Below are 22,246 nucleotides of genomic sequence, written 5' to 3'. Positions count from 1 at the left end.
CCGCCGCGTGTCTTTCGAGAGCCCCGGTTCGTGGCTCTTCCGCGTGGACGTGCGGTGTTGATGTCTCCACCGGGCGTTCATAGATACGATTCAGGGGTATGGCGCAGAACACGAGCACGCACCCCACGCCCGGAGACTTCGGGCTCACGATGGACGAGCTGCGCATCGTGGCGCGTTACGTGGTTCTGCACGCGGAGGACGTCCTGCCGGTTTATGAACAGGCTGTTCCCGGTGATCCGCGCCCCCGGGCGGCGATCGACGCGGCCTGGACGTTCATCAACGGTGCCAACCGGACGAATTTGCAGGGCGTCACTTCCCTCGACGCTCATCGAGCCGCCCGGTCCGCACCCTCCGAAGCCGCACGACTGGCCGCGCGATCCGCCGGTGATGCCGCATCGGCCGCCTACCTGCACCCCATCGCCCAGGCCGGCCAGGTCGGCCACATCCTGCGAGCCGCGGCGAGTGCCGCACGCATCGGGGAGCTGCAGGCGGGCGGCGACCCGGCGATCGGCGAGGCCCTGCTGGAACGGTCACGGCACCGCGCGACACCGGTGCTCATCGATGTGCTCCGCCGCTACCCACCCGCGCCAGGCGGCAGCAACCGTGTCGCCCGGCTGATGAGCGCTCTCGATCACTCCCTGCGCCAGGCGGCCGACCGGTCGCCGAGGCATACGGCAGGCGGTGGCGCCGATACGCGCGGAAAGGACCGCACCTCATGATCCTCCCGAAGGTCCGGGACCCTCGCTTCGTGACGATCCGCCGGGGTGGGACTCTCACTGACGCGGATCACCGTCTCCTCGCTCTATGGGCCGCCTCCTGCGCGGAGCACGTCCTCGACCTCTTCGAGTCGGCCCGCCCCGGAGACCCGCGACCGCGCCAGGCGATCGAGCACGCCCGGGCCTGGGTGCGTGGCGAGGTCAAGATGATGCAGGCCCGCGCGGCGGGCGGCCATGCGATGGGGGCGGCCAGAGACCTGCGTGGGGCAGCACGGCATGCCGCGTACGCAGCCGGCCAGGCCGGGGCCGTCGCCCACGTCGCCGCGCACGAACTCGGCGCGGCCGCCTACGCGATCAAGGCCGCACGCGCGGCGGCACCGGATGGCGAGCGCGAGACCGCGGGACGCCTTGAGTGCCAGTGGCAGCGCGATCAGCTCCCGGAGGCGATCCGCGAGCTCGTGCTCGATGACCAGCGGCTGCGCAACGACATCTGCTGGGGGGTCTTCGACTGACCGTCGAGTTCAGCGCATGCCGAGCGGGAAGCCTTGTTGACCCTCACACCGTGTCAGGCGCTGAACTCGGAGACATCATGTTCACCATCGGAGACTTCGCCCGGCACGGCCGCGTATCGGTCCGCATGCTGCGTCATTACGACGCCACGGGACTGCTGCGCCCGGCCCATGTCGACCCCGCCACCGGCTACCGGTACTACGAGGCTGCCCAATTGGCCCGCCTCAACCGCGTCATCGCGCTCAAAGACCTCGGACTGACCCTCCAGCAGGTCCGGCAGATCCTGGACGAGAAGGTCAGCACCGAGGAACTGCGCGCGATGCTGCGGCTGCGGCAGGCCGAGTTGGAGATCGCCATGGCCGCCGCGGCGGCGCGGCTGGTCCAGGTCGAGGCGAGGCTCCGGTCGATCGAGAGCGAGGGGCACATGCCCACGAACGACGTCGTCATCAAGACCGTCCCGGCGATCCGGGTGGCGGAACTGACCGCGACCGCCGCGAGCTACGGGCCCGAGGACATCAGCCCGGTCATCGGGCCCCTCTACGACGAGCTGTTCCGCCGCCTGGACACGGCCGGGGTAGCGCCCGCAGGGCCCGGGGTCGCCTACTACGAGGACGCCCCGGAGGGCGGCGGCAGGATCAGCGTCCACGCCGCCGTCCAGGTCGCGGCCCCCCTCCAGGACGACGGCGCCTTCCGGGTGCTCGACCTGCCGCCCGTCGACCAGGCGGCGACCATCGTGCACCGCGGCTCGATGGACACCGTGCTGCCCACGGCCCAGACCCTGGCCTTCTGGATCGACGAGAACGGGTACCGGTCAGCCGGATACCCCCGCGAGATCAACCTCGAATGCCCGGCCAACCGCGACGACTGGGTGACCGAACTCCAGGCGCCGGTGGCCAAGCCGTGAGCCTTTTCAGCAGTGCCGCTCCAGGGTGAGGGCGGCTGCGGCAAGGACCACATTCGATTCGGGCCGCACCGGGCTCTGCGGAGGATCCGCCAGGACTTCAGGCGGACCACGCCTCGTTCCAGCGCTCTTCGTGACCTTGCCTTTGCTTGACAACCTGTTGGGCTGTCGGCTCGTCTCACTCCTCGAACCGCGTCACGCGGAACTGACGAGCATCAGAGGAGTCCTTGATGCTGGCAACAACGAGGTGAGCGTCAAGTACCGCACGGTCCTGGGCGGCCCACAGTACGACTCGGGCCGACTCCCCAAGTTCATGGCCTTCGACCTCGGCCGCGCCTCCGGTGCCCCCAGCGGCAAGGTTCACAAGATCGAGCAGATCACCATTCACTGACCGTGCGCCAGCTTGAAGTGGCTGGTCAGGGGCTCGGCGTGATGTTGTTCTGGGCGCTCGTGCTGGTCGTGGGCGGCAGTCTGCCGTGCAGTCGTCTGGCGGGGTGGTTCTGCGGATTTCGTTCGGCGTCGCCGCTTTGCGTCCGGCGCTTGGTGTCCGGCGTTCCGCCACTCCGCGGCTGGGCGCCGAGGCGCCAGGATGGAGGACTGCGACCTCGTCGCCACGCGGCCCCCGCACCAGTGAGAACTAAGCCTTCATTGGTGCGGCCGACCTGGCGGCCTGCTCGATCTTCGCGCAGTAGGCTGCACGGGCTTCCGCGTCGATCTGCTTCTCGTGTTCGGCGCGCAACCCGGTCCGGCCGTCGAGGCCCTCGCGCAGGATATCGGCGTGCCCGGCATGCCGGATCGACTCGCCGAGGACATGGACCATGATGGCGAACAGGTTGGTGTCGGCATAAGGCTCCGGCCACCACGGCACGTGGCCGGGGGCGTCGAGGGAAAGCTCGTTGATCGTCGCGTCCGAGTGTTCCCACGTGCGCCGGTAGAACCCGATGATCTGATCGCGGGTCTCGTCCTCGGTCGCCCACAGATCGCTGCCGTCGGAGTCCTGCCACCGGGGCAGCGGTTCCGGGGAAGGGCGGTCGAAGACCTCGCCGAAGTACCTGGCCTCGACGGTGGCCACGTGTTTGACCAGGCCGAGGAGGTTGGTCCCGGTCGCTGTCAGAGGTCGGCGGGCGTCGTATTCGGACAAGCCGTCGAGTTTCCAGAGCAGCGCCTCGCGGTCCCGCCGCAGTCTCCCGTGCAGGTTGTCTTTCGCGAATTCATCGATCATGCGGCGTGAGCCTGCCATGGGCTGCTCGTGGTCTCAAGATCCCGTACGTGGTCCGCAACGACCGGCAGAGCCGAGGCCTGGCCATGGCCGCCACCCTGACCTGCTGCAAGAAGCTCGCGAAACTTGCCACGTGAGACAACATCTCAGGCGACACCACGGTGCGGGCTGATGACTACAGGCCGGCGATGCTGTCCTGCACCGACTTACCCCAAGCCACACCTTCGGCGTGCGTGCCGGCGAAGTCCGGGTTTACGTAGATGTGGACCCTCTTGATGACTTCACCCTCGAACTCGAACACGTTCCACCCTGACTTCGGATCCACCAGGTGAGACCTGCCGCCCTGCACCCGACAGCCAGTTCCCGCCACGGCCGGTGTTTCGCGTTGCGTTCGACAATATACAGATGTGATGATCCCGGGCATGGCTGAAGGAGGGGGCGAGGGCCCGGAGATACCCAGGTCCCGGCTGTACGACTACCTGGAGATGGCCGACCCGGACCATGCGCCAGGGCAGACTCCGCAGAACAGCGGTGAACCTCCGTCGCCCGACACCCTGTTGGGGCCTTCCGTGCCCCTGACCGCTGCGCTCCCCTCTCCGGGCACCGCAGACGACATCGCCCGCGCCCGTCGTGAATTCGCCACTCTCCTCGGCGAGTTCCGCCGTACGCCCGTACTCGTCCCCCTTGCCGACAACGAAGACCCGTTGGTCGGTGACTACAACGGCGTTCGCTGGATCTACGCCTTTTCGGACGAGTCGGCGCTGGCTCGGTTCGCGATCGCGAGGGGTGAAGGTTCGCGGGAGTGGGCGTATCAGCGGGTGTTGGGGGCCCGGCTGTTGGATGCCGGTGTACCGGCGATGGGCGTCCCGTGCGGGGTGGCGCTGGACGTCGGGAGCGAGGGCGACGGCGTGCTGTTCCCGCCGGTCGTGGGGATCGTGCCGGATGCGGCGGCCGTGGACGCGGAGTCGGCGGACGGGAAGTCGGCTGACGGGGAGACAGCCCACGGGGAGGAGCCGCGGTGAGCGGTACCGATAGCGGCGGAGGCGGCGGCAAGGACATCCAGGCGTCGGGCCTGGACTCCATAGCGAAGGGCATCAACCTGGCGCTCGCCGAGTTGAAGGAACTCGGCGCCGACAGTTTCGCGGGACAAGGGCGTGGCTTCTCGGAACTGGCTCTCTCAGGACTCGACTTGGGGAACGACGAGCTGAAGTCGGCCTTCACGTCGTTCTGCGAACGCTGGGAGTGGGGCGTGCGCGCGCTCGTGGAGGAGGGCAACCTCTTCGCGCGGAACGTGGGTCTTGCCGCAGGAACGCTGTACGAGACCGACCAGTACGTCGACGGGTTCCTGAAGGTCGGCGCGAACTCCCTGATCGGCAACCCGTACGCCTCTGAGGACGAAGCCTCGCAGCTGGGATGGGGCCAGATCGCCGGCAGCGGACTCGACTCCCTCAAGAACCCGGACTACAGCGAGGAGTCCTTCGACGAGGCCTGGGCGAACAGCAAACAGGGCTGGAAGGACGCCGGCCGGGACCTCATGACCTCGCAGACGATGACCGGCCCGATCCCCGGTCCGCTGAACATGCAGCAGGCCACCGGCGCGAGTGACGAGCAGTACGAGGCCGCGATGGACGCGGCCTTCGGACCCTCCGCCGAGGAACGCGCCCAAGCCGCCGCCCAGCAACAGCCACAGCCTCAGCCTCAGCAAGAAGGAGAGACCGGCTGATGGGGTTCGACGGGCTGGTCAACTCCGGCTTGAGCAAGCTCGGCGACGGCCTCGACGCGGGCAAGAAACTCCTCGGCGAGGGCATCGACAAGGGCACGGACGTCCTCGGGGACGGCCTGGACTATGTAGGTGCCCACGACGCGGCCAACGTGGTCGAGTACGTCGGCGACAGCCTCGCCTCCGACCTCGGTGCCACCCCCGGCGAGATGCAGCTCGGCGAGACCGATCTACCCGTCCAGCTGGTCAATGGCAGTCCGTCGGCCATCCGGTCCTCCGCCTCCCACCTGAAGGACTTCCGCAAGGCCTTCGACACGGTCGGCGAGGGCATGCGCAAGCTCGACTCCTCGCACTGGAAGGGCGAGGCCGCCGACACCTTCCGCGAGAAGTTCGCCATGCATCCCCCCAAGTGGCTGCACGCGGCGGACGCCTGCGACAAGGCGGGCAAGGCGCTGGAGGACTTCGCGGACACGGTCGTCTGGGCGCAGGAGCAGGCCCGCGAGGCCATCGAACTGTACGAGAAGGGCAAGAAGGCGTCCGAGCAGGCGGCAGACTCGTACAACAAACGCGTCGACGCCTACAACGCCAAGATCAAGGCGAACCAGGACCCCGGCCCGCGCCCCGAACCCTTCAGCGATCCCGGCACCGCCGACATCAAGCGCGCCCAGGAGAAACTCACCGAGGCCCGCCGCCAGCGCAACGACGCCGGCCGCACCGCGGCCGCCTCCGTCCGCGCCGCCCTCGCCCATGCCCCCGCCGAACCGCCGCTCCTCGACCAGGTGGGCTCGAACCTCAAAGACGGGCTCATGACCGTCAGCACCGAACTCACCCACGTCGTGGGCGGTGCGGTCAAGGGCGTGGCCGGCACGGTGAACTTCGTCCGCGGCCTCAACCCGGTCGACGGCTACAACCTCACCCACCCGGCCCAGTACCTCCAGAACGTCAGCATGACCCTTTCGGGCCTGGTCTCGACCGGCACGCACCCCGAGCGCGTACTGAAGTCGGCGTGGGAGGGCTTCAAGAAGGACCCGGCGGAGGGCGTCGGCCGGTTGATCCCTGAGCTGGTGGGCGGTAAGGGGCTGGGGCTGGCGCGGGGCGGACTGAAGGCGGGGGTCAAGGAAGGGCTGGCGGAGGCGGCCGAGGCCGGGGCTCGCCGGACGGCGAAGGACACTGCTGAGGACTCGGCCAAGCACTCGGGCCGGGAGACGGTGTCCGACGGCCCCGCAAGGACATCCCGCGAGCCGGATTCCGTCGAGAGCAAGGGCTCGGACCCGATCGACTTCGCCACGGGCAAGATGTACCTGCCGCAGACGGACGTCACGCTGCCCGGAGCCCTGCCCCTCGTCCTCAAGAGACGGGTTGAGTCCGGTTACCACCTGGGGCGCTGGTTCGGCCCGTCCTGGTCGTCGACGCTCGACCAGCGTCTCGAAATCGACTCCGAAGGCGTCGTCTTCGTCACCGAGGACGGATTGGTCCTCGCCTATCCACACCCGGCGCCCGGCCTCCCCACGCTGCCCATTCACGGTCCACGCTGGCCGCTGGAGCGCGAGGACGGCGGCTACACCATCACCGAGCCGCTCACGCACCGCGTGCGGCACTTCGCGGACCGCGCCGACGACCTGGCGGTCCTCGAACAGATCGACGACCGCAACGGCAACTGGATCACCTTCGAATACGACGCCGAGGGGACCCCGCTCGCCCTCGTGTCCAGCGCTGGACAGCACGTCCGGATCACCACAGAGTCAGGCCGGGTCGCGGCGCTCCATCTGGCGACACCAGACGGCACGGAGCTGAAGCGCTACCGCTACACGGACGGCAGCCTGACCGAGGTCATCGACTCCTCGGGCCTGCCTGTCCGCTTCACGTACGACGAAGCGGGCCGCGTCACCTCGTGGACGGACACCAACAACCGCACCTACACGTACGAGTACGACACCCTGGACCGCTGTGTAGCCGAGGGCGGCACTGCGGGTCACATGGTTCTCCGCCTCACCTACGACGGCACTGACCCAGAAACCGGCCTGCAGGTCACCACGACCACGACCGGCGAGGGCCACACCCGCCGCTTCCTCGTCAACGACGCCTGCCAGGTGGTCGCCGACATCGACCCACTCGGTGCGGTCACCCGCTACCAACGCGACCGCTACAACCGCCTGCTGTCCCGGACGGACCCCCTGGGGCACACCACGACGTTCCGCTACGACGAGGCCGGCAACCTCCTCACCCTGACCCGCCCCGACGGCCGCGAGGCGAGAGCCGAGTACAACGACCTCGGCCTGCCGGTGAAGGTGGTGAACCCGGACGGCACGGTCGTCCGCCAGACGTACGACGACCGCGGCAACCGCACGTCGCTGACCGCCCCCGCAGGCCAGACGACCCGGTTCGCCTACAACGACGCGGGCCACCTGACCTCGGTGACAGACCCGCTCGGCCACACGACAACGATCGTGTGCGACCGCGCCGGCCTCCCCCTGGAGATCACGGACACCCTCGGCGCGACCACCCACTACGAACGCGACGCCTTCGGCCGCCCGGTCACCATCACGGACCCGACCGGCGCGATGACCCGCCTGGAGTGGACGGTCGAGGGCCGGCTGTCCCGCCGTACGGCACCGGACGGTACGACCGAATCCTGGACGTACGACGGCGAGGGCAATTGCACCCGCCACACCGACCCTCTGGGCGGAGTCACGTACTTCGAGTACACACACTTCGACCTGCTGACGTCCCGCACGGGCCCGGACGGGGTGCGCTACGAGTTCGACCACGACATGGAACTGCGGCTGACGAAGGTCACCAACCCGCAGGGCTTGACGTGGACTTACGACTACGACGCGGCCGGACGCCTGACCACGGAGACAGACTTCGACGACCGCACGCTCACCTACACCTACGACGCGGCGGACCGTCTGACCTCCCGCTCCAACGCCCTCGGCGAGTCGGTGTCCTTCGAGCGCAACGAGCTGGGCCAGGTGCTCCGCAAGGACGCGGCCGGCCAAGCCATTACGTACGCGTACGACATGACCGACCAGCTCGCCCAGGCGACCGGCCCGGACGGGACGACCCTGACCCTGCTGCGGGACCGCTTCGGCAGAGTGCGTTCGGAGACGGTCGACGGCCGCGAGCTGACGTACACCCACGACGAGTGGGGCCGCCGGACGGGCCGTCGCACCCCGACGGGAGCGACGACGACCTGGTCGTACGACGCGGCAGGCCGCCGCACCGGCATGACGGCCTCCGGTCGGCCCATCGACTTCACCTACGACGTGGCCGGCCGTGAACTGGCCCGCCGCATCGGCGAGACGGTCACCCTGGAGCACAGCTTCGACGAACTCGGCCGCCTGACTACGCAGCAGGTGACAGGCGCTACTGGTCGCACGGTCCAGTCCCGCATGTACACCTACCGCGCCGACGGCAGCCTGACCGGCATCGACGACCAACTGTCCGGCTCCCGCCGCTTCGACCTTGACTCGGCAGGCAGGGTGACGGCGGTGCACGCGGCGAACTGGACGGAGACGTACGCCTACGACGCTGCGGGCAACCAAACCCGGGCGTCCTGGCCGTCGGGTCACCCCGGTGGGGAGGCGACCGGAGCGCGCGAGTACGAGGGCACCCGAATAACCCGCGCGGGCAACGTCCGGTACGAACACGACGCCCTCGGCCGCATCACCCTGCGCCAGAAAACCCGCCTGTCACGCAAGCCGGACACCTGGCGCTACGAATGGGACGCCGAGGACCGCCTCACGCAGGTGACCACCCCGGATGGCACCCGCTGGCGCTACACCTACGACCCGCTGGGCCGCCGCACAGCGAAACTCCGCTTGGCGCAGGACGGCGAAACGGTCACCGAGAAGGTGATCTTCACCTGGGACGGCACCACACTCTGCGAACAGACGACAACATCCCCGTCCCTGCCCAACCCGGTCACCCTCACCTGGGACCACCAGGGCCTACGCCCGATCGCCCAGACCGAACGCATCACGGCCGCCGGCGCTCCGCAGGAAGAGATCGACTCCCGCTTCTTCGCCATCGTCACCGACTTGGTCGGAACCCCCAGCGAACTCGTCGACGAGCAGGGCGAAATAGCCTGGCGAACCCGCAGCACCTTGTGGGGGACCACGGCATGGTCGGCCAACAGCACCACCTATACGCCCCTACGCTTCCCGGGCCAGTACTACGACCCCGAAACGGGCCTCCACTACAACTACTTCCGGCACTACGACCCCGAAACCGCCCGTTACCTCAGCCCTGACCCCCTCGGACTCGCCCCGGCCCCCAACCCCGCCGCCTACGTAGATAACCCGCTGGAAGCCATCGACCCTGAAGGGCTTGCGCCCTGCCGTCAAGGTGTCGCGGACGACTTCAATGTCCCTCGGAGGGCGGTGATCGAGCCCCGGGTGGTGTACCGAGGGGATAGCCGCCCTCCTGAAGAAGTGTTCCAGAATGGCTTTTCACCGAAGGGAACCAACGAAGACATCGGAAAGTATGCCCTCCACGACACCCCTTCCAACTGGGTAGGGACAAGTAAGAGCGCAAGCCAAGCAGGAAATTTCCCTATGTCAGCCAGGGGCCGTGGCACTTGGGTGTACGAAATCCGCGGCAACGGGTACGGCGTCGATGTCAACAGAGCACTCGGCGGCGCCATTCGATCATTCATTAAAGGCACCGGTTTCCCATCAGAGCGAGAGATTATATTCAGGGGCATCGACCCGGGTAACATTGTCCGTGCAGAACGATGGCGCTATGGAATGCGCACGGGGGAAATTGTCGAGAATCCGGGATATATCGAATGAGCGAAGAGTTTCCGATTTGCGTGCAAGTGGACGGCCGGCGCGTCGAGTGGAAGGTACGGGTCGACGGTGACGGACCTTGGCACCTTCGCCTCGAATCGCCTGATGGCATCGAATCAACGTCAACCGGTGATGATGTATTTGAGGCATTGCGATTTATGAGGGCCGACGTACTCCCGAGAGGAATCGTGATTTGTTGCAACGGGTCTCGAGTCGACGTCAGGCCGTCAGGTTTGTCAGCTTCACATGGCGCCTGGATGGTCTACGTCCTTCGCATGTGGCGCCCGCCGACTGTACGCGACCTCGTTCCAATTTTCGACTACGCCCCAGCGAGCAGAATTGGCACCGTGGAGGAGCAGGACGCCTATTGGGCCCGTCATTTGAAGAACCGAAAGAACTGGCTGAATTTCATTAACCCGGTCTGGTGGATCTTTTTTCTCACCGCATCCTGGGGGAAGCCTAAGTGGCGGGATCGTTCAAATTCGAGACCGTGCAGGAAACATTGAAGAAATCGCAAGGGGTAGAAGCCTCGAGGGCGACGGGGTAGGAATCATTCAATGAGGGCAGCCATTACAATTCGTCTAGCACTCCAGCTGTAGATCGTGATCTTCATGGTCGGAGGGCTGCCTGGCGGCGGTAGTGGCTGGCTCGGGCTTGGTGGCGGCGTCAGGCCGGCGCGTAGGGTGCCCGGGTGATCGAGATACCAGAGGCGTTCGCGCAGAGCACCATTGAGCGCGAAGGAGAGCCCGGAGCGGCGTGGCTCGGCGAACTGGCCAGGATGGTGGAAGAGCTGCTGGGGCGCTGGTAGGGGGGAACTGGAAGCCTGGCGCAGACTTCGGGCTGTCGAGCAACCTTGCGGGAACAGCGCGAGGGCCGCCGCCGCGTGGACATCCTGTACCGGCTCGTCAGCCGTTTGATCGAGGACTACGGACCCTGATCCATCGGCGGACTGGATGGATTGATCCCAAGCGGTAGGTGTTCTGGGTCGTTGGTCCCTGCGTGAATGAACTGGTGGGGACGCACGGCAGTCGGCGTGGGAGGCCCCTCGACTCCGGGAGGTGGCCGCCTTGATGGCGGTCCGTACCCGTTCAACTTCCGTCGCCCTCAGCACTTCTTCCCCTTGCGGAGCCCCGTCAGTTCGGCGGAACTCGTGCACCACCTGTATCTCGCCGACGATGTGGGCATTGAACTCGTCGAGCTCTTCAGCAGGAACCCACAGCTCAAGGATCGTCTGCCCGCCTGCTTGCTGGACCGGGTACCGGCTCAAGAACTCCGACTCGACTTCGAAACGGGTGACGAAGCCGGCGCCATCGTGCTTGACGTTCCAGTCCCTCGCGATCTTGATGGCGTAGTCCTCGTTGAGGCCCTGGTGAGCATGGCCCGCTCCAACGGACGTGGCTGGTGGGAGCGTTACCGAGGTGCACTCGCTCCTGGGCTGCTGGACATCGCCGAGTTGGAGTCGCACGCCGTGCGCATGCGGACGGCCCACACCGCGCACATCCCGGGCTTGTTCCAGACCAGCGATCACGCGCTCGAACTCTTCCGGGCCGTGCTGCCTCCGCTGCCCGAGCACGAGGTCGCCCTGCGGCTGGCGTTCCGTGCGGAGCGGCAGCAGGTTCTGGAGGGGGAGAATCCGCCCGAGTACGTCGGCGTCGTACACGAGGCCGCGCTGCGCATGCAGTTCGGCGGGCCCAAGGTGGCTCGCGCTCAGCTCGAACACCTGCTGACCGTGTCCGAACGGCCCGCGGTGCGTCTGGTGGTCGTTCCCTTCGCAGCCGGTACGTTTCCCGGTGCGGGACAAACGGTCAACTATCTGGACGGTCCCGTTCCCCAGCTCGACACCGCCCAGGTCGACAACTCGCATGGGCCGGAATTTCTGGGCGAGCAGGCGCAGTTGGCCAAGTACCGCGCCCACTTGGACTGGATGGAGCGCATCGCACTGTCGCCCGAGGACTCACGCGACTTCATCCAGGGCATCGCCAACAGCCTTTGAGGAGCAGCCCGATGGACGACATCACGTGGGAAGACCCCTTCTGCGGCGAGGGAGCGAGCTGCTTCCGCCTCGGCACCGACCCCCAAGGCAACGCCTACATCGCCATAGCCGGTGCCGAGGACACCTACCTCACCGACTCCCGGGAAGCGCTCCGCACGATGATCCTCGACATCAAGGCCGGCAAGGCCGATCACCTCCTCTGAACGCCGACCGGTCGGACGGGGTGGCTCAGAAGAACTCCCCCCAAGGCTGGTCCCAGATCTGCTTGACGCACAGGACCAGGAACAGCAGGCCCGCGATCGTCAGCATCGCGTTGCTCAGGAGGCCGTTGCGCCATTCGCGTGGCGTGCGGGAGGTGTTGAGGAGCCAGATCAGCGTGCCGGCGAGGAAGGGGAGGAAGGCGGCGCCGAGGACGCCGTAGAGGATGACCAGGCGGAAGGGCTGGCCTTGGAAGAGGAGGACGATCGGGGGGAACGTCAGCCAGAGGAGGTACGCGCGGAAGGGCCAGGACCGTTCGCGTGCGCCCGACGCCACCTCGTCGCCCTTCACCTCGCCGCGCGTCCGGTAGCGCGCCACGAAGTCCGCGAACATCAGGCTGACGCCGTGCCAGACGCCGATGAGGGAGGTGAAGGACGTGGCGAAGAAGCCGATGAGGAAGAACTTGGCCGTCGCCGTGCCGTACTTGTCCTCCAGGATGTCGCTCAGCTGGACCAGGCCCTTGTCGCCGCTCGCGATCTCCACGTTCGCGGTGTGGAGGAGTTCCGCGCCCACGAAGAGCATCGCGACCACGAAGATGCCGGTCGTGGCGTACGCGACCCGGTTGTCGAGGCGCATGACCTTCATCCAGCCGGTGTTCGTCCAGCCCTTCGCGTTGACCCAGTAGCCGTACGCGGCGAGCGTGATCGTGCCGCCGACGCCGCCGATCAGGCCGAGGGTGTTGAGGACGGAGTCCTTCTCGTCGGGGAGGACGGGGAGGAGGCCCGCGAAGGCGTCGCCGAGGTGCGGCGTGACCCGGATCGCCAGGTAGACCGTGACGACGAACATGACGCCCACCAGGACCGTCATGACCTTCTCGAAGACCTCGTACTTGTTGAACCAGACGAAGACCAGGCCGACCAGTCCGCACGCGATGGCCCACCACTTGAGGTCCATCACGTCAGGGAACAGCGCCTGGAGCGGGAGTGCGCTGGACGACATCGCCGCCGCGCCGTAGACGAAGCCCCAGATCACGACGTACGCGACGAAGAACCATGTCGTCCAGCGGCCCAGGCTCGCCCAGCCGTCGAAGAGGGTGCGGCCGGTGGACAGGTGCCAGCGGCCCGCCGCCTCGGCGAGGGAGATCTTGACCAGGCAGCCGATGATGGCGGCCCACAGGAGGGTGTAGCCGAAGTTGCTGCCCGCGATGAGGGTGGCGACGAGGTCGCCGGCGCCGACGCCGGTCGCGGCGACGACGATGCCGGGGCCGATGTACTTCCAACTGGATTTCCGGGGTGCTGAAGGTCCTGAGGGTGCTGAGCTGGTGGTTGCCCCTGTCGCTGAGTTGTCCGTGGTGTCCGCCATGCGGATCAAGAAAGCGTAAAGCGGGTGAGGGCACAAGAGGGCGTGCCGCCGCCGGCCTTCCCGAACTGCTGTCTACTACGAACAGTTCACGCGACCGTGGCTTTATCCACTCTTGACCTGCACATGCCCTCGCCCGCGCAGAGCCAGTACTGCGGTCAGCGGTCCCGCACCTACGATTCGTCGGCCTCGGCCGCCGCTGGTTCCTCGCCGTCCTGGTCGCCGGTCTCGTCGCCGTCATCGAAGTAGGCGTCCAGGACCGCGTCCAGCTGTGCGTCCCACTCGTCGAAGACGCTTCTGGACTTGGCCTCGATCTCGATCGGGTACCAGCGGCGCTCGGGGGTGTGCACCGTGATGGTGAGCCGCTTGCCGAAACGGGGGACCTCCGTCTCCACGGCACCGATCTCGTCCCAGCGGAACTCGCACGCCTGGTCGTCCAGGGCGAGTCGGACGCCCCGGTGGTCGGCGACGATCTTCGCGCGGCGGTCGGACGCCTCGAAGACGGGGCCGTCGGGGGCCTCCGCGAGCTCGGAGTCCGTCTCCCCGGAGGCCTCCGCGGGCTCGGAGGCTTCCGGGGCCGGGGCGGGCTCCTCCGCTGCGGTCTCCTCCGCGGGGGGTTCCTCCTCCGAAGCGGCCGTCTCCTCCGAGACGGCCGTCTCCTCCGGCTCGGCGTCCGCCGGTTCGCCGGACGCGGGTCCGGACACGGGTGCGGTGAGCCCGGGGATGAATGCCGGGTCGAATCCGGCGCCCTTCACTGGCTCGCTCTTCAGGGGCTGGCTGCTCGAACCTATGCGCTGCTCCACAGCGGGCAGTATGGTCGACGATCCTGTGGCGCACACAGCCGACCCCAACTTTGTTATCAGACGCCTACATGACGCCTACACGGGGCCGCACGACCACATGGGGCTACACGAACACGCTCAACACCCCCGCCATCACGAACCCCGCCACCGACAGCACCGACTCCAGGACGGTCCACGTCTTGAGGGTGTCGCGTTCGCTGATGCCGAAGTACTTGGCCACCATCCAGAAGCCGCCGTCGTTGACGTGCGAGGCGAAGATGGAGCCCGCCGAGATGGCCATGATGACCAGCGCGACGAAGGCCTGGGAGTGGTGGCCCTCGGCCAGCAGCGGGGCGACGATGCCGGCCGTCGTGACGATCGCGACCGTCGCCGAGCCCTGCGCGACCCGCAGCACGAGGGAGAGCAGGTACGACAGCACGATCACCGGCAGTCCGACGTCGTTGAAGGTGTCGGAGAGCGCCTGGGCGACCCCGCTGGCCTTGAGGACCGCGCCGAAGACCCCGCCCGCGCCGACGACGAGGATGATGTTGCCGACCGGCTTGAGGGAGGCCGTGGACACCGTCTCCAGGGACTTGCGGGACCAGCCGCGGCGGATGCCGAGCAGGTAGTAGGCGAGGAGCAGGGCGATGGTGAGGGCGACGAAGGGGTGGCCGAAGAACTCGATCACCGAGCGGCCCGTGGAGGGGTCCAGGGCGATCGAGGAGAAGGTGGCCGCGAGGATCAGGATCAGCGGCGTACCGATGATGCCGAGGACCGTGCCCAGCGGCACCGGCTGCTCACGCGGCTCGACACCCTGCGCCCGCTGCTCGCTGACCACCGCCAGCTTGGCCTCCTCCGCCGCCTCGACCATGTCCTGCGGTACGGCGACGAAGATGCGGCGGCCGATCCACGCCGAGTAGGCCCAGGCGGCCAGCACGGCGGGGATGCCGCAGATGATGCCCATGAGGATGACCCAGCCCAGGTCCACGTGCAGGAGGCCGGCGGCGGCCACCGGGCCGGGGTGCGGGGGCAGGAATGCGTGGGTCATCGACAGACCGGCGAGCAGGGGCAGGCAGTAGAGCAGGATCGACTTGCCCGAGCGCTTGGCGGCGGCGTACACGATGGGCGCCAGGACGAAGATGCCGACGTCGAAGAAGACCGGTATGCCGAAGATGAGGCCGGTCATGCCCATCGCGAGCGGGGCGCGCTTCTCGCCGAAGAGGTTGAGCAGCCGGGACGCCAGCACCTCGGCGCCGCCGCTGACTTCGAGGATGGCGCCGAGCATCGTGCCCAGGCCGATGATGATCGCGACATGGCCGAGGATGCCGCCCATGCCGGTCTCGATGGTGGACACGGCGTCCGAGCGCTGGACCGTGCCGAAGAGTTCGGTGACCGACAGTCCGGCCAGCAGGCCGACGGCTATGGAGACCGCGAGCAGCGCGACGAACGGCTGGAGTCTCGCCTTGATGATGAGGAACAGCAGGAGCGCTATGCCGAGGGCGGCGACGGTCAGGAGACCGGCCGTGCCGTCGACGAGGAGGAGCAGACCGCCGGTGTGGGGTGGGGCTTCGGGGGTCGGTGCGGCCGCGAACGGAAGGGACATTGGGGGGTCCTCTGCGTAAGTTCGGTAAGTACATGAAGCTTTCGGGCAGGGGGGATCGCGGCACGGCACTTCGAGAGGTGCCGTGCCGGGTACGTCGTGCGGGAGTCGAGAGAATTGAGGGAACTCGAGGGAACTCGAGGGAACTCGAGGGAACTCGAGGGAGCCGAGAGGCGGCCGTCAGCCGGTTCAGCCCAGGACGGCGAGCGCGTCGATCTCGATGAGGAGCCCGGCGGGGAGGCCGACGTAGACCGTCGTACGGGCGGCCGGAGGCGCGGTGAGGGCCTGCTCCTCGAAGTACGTGTTGTAGATCTGGTTCATTTCGGCGAAGTGGTCCACGTCCGTCAGATAGACGCGGACCATCATCACGTCGTCCCAGCTCGCGCCGCCCTCCTCCAGGATCGCCTTGACGTTGGCGAGGGTCTGGAGGGTCTGCTCGCGCAGGGTCGGGCCGGCCGGCGTGGGCGGCTTGCCCTGCTCGGCGGGCAGGAAGCCGACCTGTCCGGCGACCTGGAGGATGTTGCCTTTCTTCACGCCGTGCGAGAACTTCGCCGGCGGCGTGGTGTGGGTCGTCGGGGTGAGCGCTGTCTTCTCGGTCATGAGGTGACTTCCTTGACGGGTGTCCTGCCGGAGTACTCGCCACTGATGGCGTCCGCCGTACGGCGCACCAGCGGGAGCAGGGTGAGGAGTTCGTCGGCGGTGACGACGACGTTCGGCGCGGAGACCGACATCGCGGCGACCACCCGGCCGTCGGCGCCGCGGATGGGTGCCGCGACGCAGTTGATGGACTCCTCGTGGCCACCGAGGTCGGTGGCCCAGCCCTGTTCGCGGACCTTCTCCAGTTCGCGCAGGAAGGCGGCGGCGTTGGGCGTCGAACGGGCCGTGTACATGGGGTAGTCGAGCTTCTCCGCGAGGACGCGGCGCTCGGCTTCCGGGCGGTCGGCGAGCAGCAGCTTCGCCACGGCGGCGACCGTGATGGCGACGGGTTTGCCGATCCGCGAGTACATCCGCACCGGGTAGCGGCTCTCCACCTTGTCGATGTACAGCACCTCTTCCTCCTCGTAGACGGCGAGGTGGACGGTGTGGCCGCACTGTTCGTTGAGGCCTGCGAGGTGCGGGTGGGCGATCTCGCGGATGTCGAGGTTCTCCATCGCCTCCTGGGCGAGGGCGATCAGGCGGGCGCCGAGGCGGTAGCGCTGGTCGGACTGGCGGTAGACCATGCCGTGCTCGTGCAGGGTGCGGAGGAGACGCAGCGCGGTGGACTTGTGGACGCCGAGGCGCTCGGCGACCTGCCCCAGGTCGGCGGGGCCCTCCGCGAGCAGCGGCAGGATGCTCAGGGCGCGGTCGACGGTCTGGCTCATGGCGTACGTACCTCCTCCTCGGCCCGCTGTGCGGCCTGTGTCCAGCCGGGGCCGAGTCGAAGTGTCCCCCACGCGTCGTCGTCCAGGGCGACGAGCCGGTCGGCGTGGTCACGGGCGGGGGGCGGGGCGAGGTCGCCGGGGACGGTGAGGGCGGCGGCGGCCATGAGGTGACCGTGGCGGAGGCGGTCGCGCACGGTCAGTCCGCGCAGGGTGGCGGAGAGGAACCCGGCGGCGAAGGCGTCGCCCGCGCCGATCGTCGCGACCACGTCCACGTCAACGGCGGGGACAAAGGTGACCACGTCCACGTCAAGGGCGGGGACGGAGGTGACCGGGGCGGGCGCGGGGCGGGAGAACGCCGTCGCTCCCCTCGCCCCCTCCTTCACCACCAGTACGGCCGGCTCCGGCAAGGCCTCGCGAACGGCCTCGGGTCCGCCCGTGACGCCCCACGCCTGTGCGGCCTCGTCCTCGCCGACGAACACGATGTCCGCCCCGCGGGCCAGCTCCAGCAGCACCCGTGACCCGTCGGCGTCCTGCCACAGGCCGGGGCGGTGGTTGACGTCGAAGGAGACCAGCGGGCGGCCGGCCCGGGGGGCCGTCAGCTCACGCAGCAGACCGAGGCAGTCGGCGGACAGGGCCGCCGTGATGCCGGACAGGTGCAGCACCCGGGCCGCCCGCAGGGCCTCCAGGTCGACGGTCCCCACGCCCATGGCCGACGCCGCCGACCCCGCCCGGTAGTAGGCCACCTCGTGGTCGTCGCCGGCGCGGTCCCCCGCCGTACGGAAGTACACGCCCGTCGGACGCGCCGGGTCCCGGCGCACGGCGCTGACGTCGACGCCATAGGCCCCGATCGTCTCGACGAGGTGGTCGCCGAAACCGTCCGTCCCCACCCGGCTCACCCACCGCGCCGAGTGCCCGGCGGCTGCCAGAGCGCATGCCACGTTCGACTCCGCGCCGCCGATCCCCCGGTCGAAGGAGGGAACATCGGCGAGGCGGCCCGGACGGGAGGGCAGGAACGTGACCATGGACTCGCCGAGCGCGACGACGTCCACGACGTCGGGGGCGTTGCGGGGTCCCGTGACGGTCACGATGGTCGTAGCTCCTCGGCTGGTGCGGGTGACGGGCTCCGTTGACCCGGCGTTGGCCGAGATGTTAGACAGCGCTGAGCGATATACGCAACGCTGGTTGCACAGAATGCAACGCACTGGAAACAGGGAGGCTCCATGACAGCCGAAAGCCCCTCCGAAGCCTTCGACGACCCCTCCGAAGCCCTCGCCCGTCTCGCTGAGGAACGCGTCGACCACCGCTTCAAGGGCCTCCCCCCGGACGCCGACGGCCTGACCGTCGGCGAGCTGACCGGCCGGCGCCGCAACCTCTTCACCGACGGCTTCGCCACCCCCGTCCTGGCCCTCTCCGCCGAGCGCCTGGAGCACAACCTGCGGCTCATGGAGACGTACGCGGCCCGCCACGGCCTCGTCTTCGCCCCGCACGGCAAGACGTCCATGGCCCCGCAGCTGTTCCAGCGGCAGATCGAGCACGGGGCGTGGGGCATCACCCTCGCGGTGCCGCACCAGGTGCGGGTGGCCCGCGCCTTCGGCGTCCAGCGGGTCTTCCTCGCGAACGAACTCGTCGACCCGGCCGCCCTGCGCTGGATCTCGGCCCAGCTGGACGCCGACGACGACTTCCGTCTCGTCTGTTACGTCGACTCCGTACGCGGGGTCGAGCTGATGGACGCGGCCCTGCGCGGAGCCCGCCGCCCGCTCGACGTCGTGGTGGAGCTCGCCGCCGGCGAGGGCGCCCGAACCGGCGTCCGTACGGAGGCGGAGTGCGCGACGGTCGCGGACGCGGTGGCCGGAACTCGGACGCTGCGGCTCGTCGGCGTCGCCGGTTACGAGGGCGAGGTCCCGCGGGCCGACCCGGAGCGCGTGCACGCCTGGCTGCGGCGGCTGGTCGCGCTCGCCGTCGACTTCGACAAGGCGGGACGGTTCGCGCACACGGACGAGATCGTCGTCAGCGCGGGCGGCAGCGCCTGGTTCGACGCGGTCGCCGACGTCTTCGCCGAGATCCCCGAACTGTCCTCGCCCGTCCTGAAGCTGCTGCGCTCCGGCGCCTACGTCTCGCACGACGACGGCCACTACCGCAAGATCACCCCGTTCAACCGGGTCCCCGAGGAGGGCGCGCTGGAGCCGGCGTTCCGGCTGTGGACGCAGGTGGTGTCCCGGCCGTCCGCCGAGCAGGCGTTCCTGAACGCGGGCAAGCGGGACGCGGCGTACGACCTCGATCTGCCCTTCGCCCAGGTCGTCCGGCGAGACGGCACCGAACGCCCGGCGACCGGCATCGAGGTCACCGCGCTCTCCGACCAGCACGCCTGGCTGCGGACCGGCCCGGAGGCCGATCTGGAGGTCGGCGACTGGGTCGGCCTCGGTCTGTCCCACCCGTGCACGTCGTTCGACAAGTGGCAGCTGATCCCGGTCGCCGAGGCGGACGGGACGGTCGTCGACTACATCCGTACGTTCTTCTAGTCCGGTAGATCCGCACGTTCTTCTAGTCGGGTACATCCGTACGTTCTTCTGAGGGGTTCGGGCATGGAAGAGCTCGTCATCCGGGACGCGGACGTCGTGGACGGCTCCGGCGGTCCGTCGTACCGCGCCGACGTGGTCGTCGACGGCGGCCGGATAGTGGGAATCGTCCAGGAGGCCGCGGCGGCCGGCTGCCAGCGGCCCAAGGCCCGCCGGGAACTGGACGCCGAGGGGCTCGTCCTGTCCCCCGGCTTCATCGACATGCACGCGCACAGCGACCTCGCCCTGCTCCGCGACCCCGACCACAGCGCCAAGGCCGCGCAGGGCGTCACGCTGGAGGTCCTCGGCCAGGACGGACTGTCGTACGCCCCGGTCGACGACCGGACCCGGGACGAGGTCCGCCGGGCCATCACCGGGTGGAACGGCGACGGCGACGACATCGACTTCGACTGGCGGTCGGTCGGCGAGTACCTCGACCGGCTGGACTCCGGTTTCGACGGCCGGGGCATCGCCGTGAACGCCGCCTACCTCGTCCCGCAGGGCACGGTCCGCGCGCTCGCCGTCGGCTGGGAGGACCGCGAGGCGACGCCCCAGGAGCTGGACCGGATGCGGCAGTTGGTCGCTCAGGGCATGGAGCAGGGCGCCGTCGGCATGTCCTCGGGCCTCACCTACACCCCCGGCATGTACGCCAAGGACGCCGAACTCACCGAGCTGTGCCGGGTGGTGGCGGAGTACGGCGGCTACTACTGCCCGCATCACCGCTCGTACGGGGCCGGCGCGCTGCAGGCCTACGAGGAGATGGTGGCCCTCACCCGGGAGGCCGGCTGCCCCCTCCATCTCGCCCACGCCACCATGAACTTCGGCGTGAACAAGGGGCGGGCGCCCGAGCTGCTGTCCCTCCTGGACGACGCGCTCGCCGCCGGTGCCGACATCAGCCTGGACACGTACCCCTACACCCCCGGCTCCACCACGCTCGTGGCGCTGCTGCCGAGCTGGGCGAGCGAGGGCGGCCCGGAGTCGATCCTGCGGCGGCTGGCGGACGACGCGACCGCGGGGCGCATCCGGCACCACCTGGAGGTCGTCGGCGCGGACGGCTGCCACGGGGTGCCCGTGGAGTGGGACACGATCGAGATCTCCGGTGTGACGGATCCGGGGCTCGCGGATTTCGTCGGCCGTACCGTCCGGGAATCCGCCGACCTGCGAGGCGAGGCGCCCTGGGTCACCGCCCGCCGGCTCCTCCTCGACGACCGGCTCGGGACGACGATCCTCCAGCACGTCGGGCACGAGGAGAACGTCCGGGCGATCATGCGGCACCGCGTGCACACCGGCGGCTCGGACGGCATCCTCCAGGGCGGCAAACCGCACCCGCGGGCATACGGCACGTTCCCGCGGTACCTCGGCCGGTACGTACGGGAGTTGGGCGTGCTCTCCCTGGAGGAGTGCGTCGCCCACCTCACCGCCCGCCCGGCGGCCCGGCTGCGGCTGCCGGACCGCGGGCTGGTCCGCGAGGGGTACCGGGCGGACCTGGTGCTGTTCGACCCGGCCACGGTGGCGGCGGGGTCGAGCTTCGAGAACCCGCGGGTGCTCCCGACGGGCATCCCGTACGTCCTGGTCGACGGCCGTTTCGTGATCGAGGACGGCCGCCGGACGGACGTACTGGCGGGACGGGCGGTGCGGAGGACTCCGTAGGGCCCAGGGGTCGTCGACGGGCTACGGCTTGGGCAGGGTGCAGCCGCTCCTGCTCAGGTCGAGCTTGTTGTCGAGGCCGAAGCAGGCCGGGATCTGGTAGGTCTCCTGGGCGTAGTTGATGCCCTCGCGGACGGTGATGGTGCCGTTGGCGTCGACCTCGCAGGGGTTGTTGTCGGTGCAGCGGCCGCCGTCCTCGTTGCCGGTGTTGTTGACGGCGACGACCTTGCCGGTGGCGTTGTCGACGACGGGCGAGCCCGAGGTGCCGCCGATGGTCTGGCAGGCGGAGGTGTAGCGGACCGAGTCCTTCCAGGTCCACTCGCCTTCCTTGAGGCGGTAGGCGAAGCCGTCGACGTTGCAGGCGTACGTCCGCTTCCAGTAGCCGGAGACCACCGTGATCGCGGTGCCGGCGGTCGGGTGGGTGTCGTTCAGGGTGAGCGCGGTGATGCCGTACGAGCTCTTGATCTGCGCGTACGTGGTGGTGAGCTGGTACAGCGAGACGTCCGTGTCGGTCATCGTCGCGTACGCGATCTTGCTGGCGCGCAGCGTGCCGAGCCGAGTGCCGGCGGAGTTGAGCAGGCCGAAGGTGCGGGTGGAGGGCTGGTCGACGACGACCTCGCCGGCTGCGGGGAAGCCGGTCTCCAGGCAGTGCCCGTTCGACATCACCAGCGCCGGGTCGTCGTCCTGCGAGCCCGGGAAGCGGACGACCGAGCCGGAGCAGTTGCTGAGCGAGACGGTGCCGGCGAAGGTGACCGCCTGGATCGCGGGCGCGGCGACGGCTTTGGCGGGCGCGGCGACGGCTTTGGCGGGCGCGGGCGCCGCGACCGCCGGTGCCGCGCCGGTCCCGGCGATCACCAGGGCGAAGAGCGCGGCGACGAGAGGCTTTCTCATGTGG

At 68.8% G+C, this 22,246-nt stretch carries 20 protein-coding genes and 1 pseudogene; 11 read left to right on the top strand and 10 right to left on the bottom strand.

What is annotated here, in order from left to right; genetic code table 11:
• Positions 1–149 precede the first annotated feature (149 nt).
• The 3 genes from ACIBK3_RS08035 (at position 150) to ACIBK3_RS08025 (ending at position 2,130) form a co-directional block, all read left to right on the top strand.
• Positions 150–719, top strand: a complete 570-nt coding sequence (locus ACIBK3_RS08035) for a putative immunity protein (protein WP_399363013.1) — start codon at positions 150–152, stop codon at positions 717–719.
• Positions 716–1,228 carry a putative immunity protein gene (locus ACIBK3_RS08030; RefSeq protein ID WP_399363011.1) on the top strand — a complete coding sequence of 171 codons (513 nt, stop codon included), beginning with the start codon at positions 716–718 and terminating at the stop codon, positions 1,226–1,228. The genes ACIBK3_RS08035 and ACIBK3_RS08030 overlap by 4 nt, the downstream gene beginning before the upstream one ends.
• 77 nt (positions 1,229–1,305) lie before the next feature.
• A complete protein-coding gene (locus ACIBK3_RS08025; protein ID WP_399363009.1) occupies positions 1,306–2,130 on the top strand; it encodes a MerR family transcriptional regulator in 825 nt (274 codons plus the stop codon).
• A 6-nt stretch (positions 2,131–2,136) separates the two neighbouring features.
• On the opposite strand, the pseudogene ACIBK3_RS08020 reads toward ACIBK3_RS08025, so the two are convergent.
• Positions 2,137–2,279: pseudogene (locus tag ACIBK3_RS08020) on the bottom strand (IS5/IS1182 family transposase); the annotation flags it as partial.
• Between the two features lie 95 nt (positions 2,280–2,374).
• Here ACIBK3_RS08020 and ACIBK3_RS08015 point away from each other — a divergent pair.
• Positions 2,375–2,518, top strand: a complete 144-nt coding sequence (locus ACIBK3_RS08015; protein WP_399363007.1) for a hypothetical protein — start codon at positions 2,375–2,377, stop codon at positions 2,516–2,518.
• A gap of 246 nt (positions 2,519–2,764) precedes the next feature.
• Here the strand turns inward: ACIBK3_RS08015 and ACIBK3_RS08010 are convergent, their stop codons facing one another.
• On the bottom strand, positions 2,765–3,349 hold the full coding sequence (locus ACIBK3_RS08010) for a DinB family protein (protein WP_399363974.1): 585 nt from the start codon (positions 3,347–3,349) through the stop codon (positions 2,765–2,767).
• A gap of 172 nt (positions 3,350–3,521) precedes the next feature.
• Positions 3,522–3,647: a hypothetical protein gene (locus ACIBK3_RS08005; RefSeq protein WP_399363004.1), complete on the bottom strand. Its 126-nt coding sequence runs from the start codon at positions 3,645–3,647 to the stop codon at positions 3,522–3,524.
• A 121-nt stretch (positions 3,648–3,768) separates the two neighbouring features.
• On the opposite strand from ACIBK3_RS08005, the gene ACIBK3_RS08000 reads away from it, so the two are divergent.
• The 5 genes from ACIBK3_RS08000 to ACIBK3_RS07980 all read left to right on the top strand — a co-directional run bounded on the left by ACIBK3_RS08000 (position 3,769) and on the right by ACIBK3_RS07980 (position 12,052).
• Positions 3,769–4,368, top strand: coding sequence for a hypothetical protein (locus ACIBK3_RS08000; RefSeq protein WP_399363002.1), 600 nt, complete (start codon positions 3,769–3,771; stop codon positions 4,366–4,368).
• Entirely contained in the window at positions 4,365–5,069 is a 705-nt protein-coding gene (locus tag ACIBK3_RS07995; protein WP_399363000.1) for a hypothetical protein, read from the top strand. Before ACIBK3_RS08000 ends, ACIBK3_RS07995 begins: the two co-directional genes overlap by 4 nt.
• A complete protein-coding gene (locus tag ACIBK3_RS07990) occupies positions 5,069–9,859 on the top strand; it encodes a putative T7SS-secreted protein (RefSeq protein ID WP_399362998.1) in 4,791 nt (1,596 codons plus the stop codon). Before ACIBK3_RS07995 ends, ACIBK3_RS07990 begins: the two co-directional genes overlap by 1 nt.
• Positions 9,860–11,006: 1,147 nt before the next feature.
• Positions 11,007–11,849: a DUF5753 domain-containing protein gene (locus ACIBK3_RS07985; protein ID WP_399362996.1), complete on the top strand. Its 843-nt coding sequence runs from the start codon at positions 11,007–11,009 to the stop codon at positions 11,847–11,849.
• 11 nt (positions 11,850–11,860) lie between these two features.
• Positions 11,861–12,052, top strand: coding sequence for a hypothetical protein (locus ACIBK3_RS07980; protein ID WP_399362994.1), 192 nt, complete (start codon positions 11,861–11,863; stop codon positions 12,050–12,052).
• A 25-nt stretch (positions 12,053–12,077) separates the two neighbouring features.
• Here the strand turns inward: ACIBK3_RS07980 and ACIBK3_RS07975 are convergent, their stop codons facing one another.
• From ACIBK3_RS07975 to ACIBK3_RS07950, 6 genes are all read right to left on the bottom strand, one after another.
• Positions 12,078–13,409, bottom strand: a complete 1,332-nt coding sequence (locus tag ACIBK3_RS07975) for an Nramp family divalent metal transporter (RefSeq protein ID WP_399362992.1) — start codon at positions 13,407–13,409, stop codon at positions 12,078–12,080.
• A 170-nt stretch (positions 13,410–13,579) separates the two neighbouring features.
• Positions 13,580–14,209, bottom strand: coding sequence for a hypothetical protein (locus ACIBK3_RS07970; protein ID WP_399362990.1), 630 nt, complete (start codon positions 14,207–14,209; stop codon positions 13,580–13,582).
• A gap of 103 nt (positions 14,210–14,312) precedes the next feature.
• Positions 14,313–15,791, bottom strand: a complete 1,479-nt coding sequence (locus ACIBK3_RS07965) for a GntP family permease (protein WP_399362988.1) — start codon at positions 15,789–15,791, stop codon at positions 14,313–14,315.
• A 186-nt stretch (positions 15,792–15,977) separates the two neighbouring features.
• On the bottom strand, positions 15,978–16,388 hold the full coding sequence (locus ACIBK3_RS07960) for a RidA family protein (RefSeq protein WP_399362986.1): 411 nt from the start codon (positions 16,386–16,388) through the stop codon (positions 15,978–15,980).
• Positions 16,385–17,149, bottom strand: coding sequence for an IclR family transcriptional regulator (locus ACIBK3_RS07955; protein ID WP_399362984.1), 765 nt, complete (start codon positions 17,147–17,149; stop codon positions 16,385–16,387). Before ACIBK3_RS07955 ends, ACIBK3_RS07960 begins: the two co-directional genes overlap by 4 nt.
• The gene (locus tag ACIBK3_RS07950; RefSeq protein WP_399362983.1) at positions 17,146–18,234 is read right to left on the bottom strand and encodes a sugar kinase; all 1,089 of its coding nucleotides are present in this window, start codon (positions 18,232–18,234) and stop codon (positions 17,146–17,148) included. The genes ACIBK3_RS07955 and ACIBK3_RS07950 overlap by 4 nt, the downstream gene beginning before the upstream one ends.
• A gap of 135 nt (positions 18,235–18,369) precedes the next feature.
• On the opposite strand from ACIBK3_RS07950, the gene ACIBK3_RS07945 reads away from it, so the two are divergent.
• A complete protein-coding gene (locus tag ACIBK3_RS07945; RefSeq protein WP_399362981.1) occupies positions 18,370–19,668 on the top strand; it encodes an amino acid deaminase in 1,299 nt (432 codons plus the stop codon).
• A 63-nt stretch (positions 19,669–19,731) separates the two neighbouring features.
• Positions 19,732–21,354 (top strand): amidohydrolase family protein, encoded by a 1,623-nt coding sequence (locus ACIBK3_RS07940; RefSeq protein ID WP_399362979.1) that lies wholly within the window; start codon positions 19,732–19,734, stop codon positions 21,352–21,354.
• 21 nt (positions 21,355–21,375) lie between these two features.
• On the opposite strand, the gene ACIBK3_RS07935 is transcribed toward ACIBK3_RS07940, so the two are convergent.
• Positions 21,376–22,242, bottom strand: a complete 867-nt coding sequence (locus ACIBK3_RS07935; RefSeq protein ID WP_399362977.1) for a serine protease — start codon at positions 22,240–22,242, stop codon at positions 21,376–21,378.
• Positions 22,243–22,246 lie beyond the last annotated feature (4 nt).

Source organism: Streptomyces sp. NPDC050287 (assembly GCF_044459385.1).
Taxonomy (GTDB): domain Bacteria; phylum Actinomycetota; class Actinomycetes; order Streptomycetales; family Streptomycetaceae; genus Streptomyces.
Note: the sequence above shows the minus strand (reverse complement) of the source record. Positions and strands in the feature narration are given on the sequence as shown.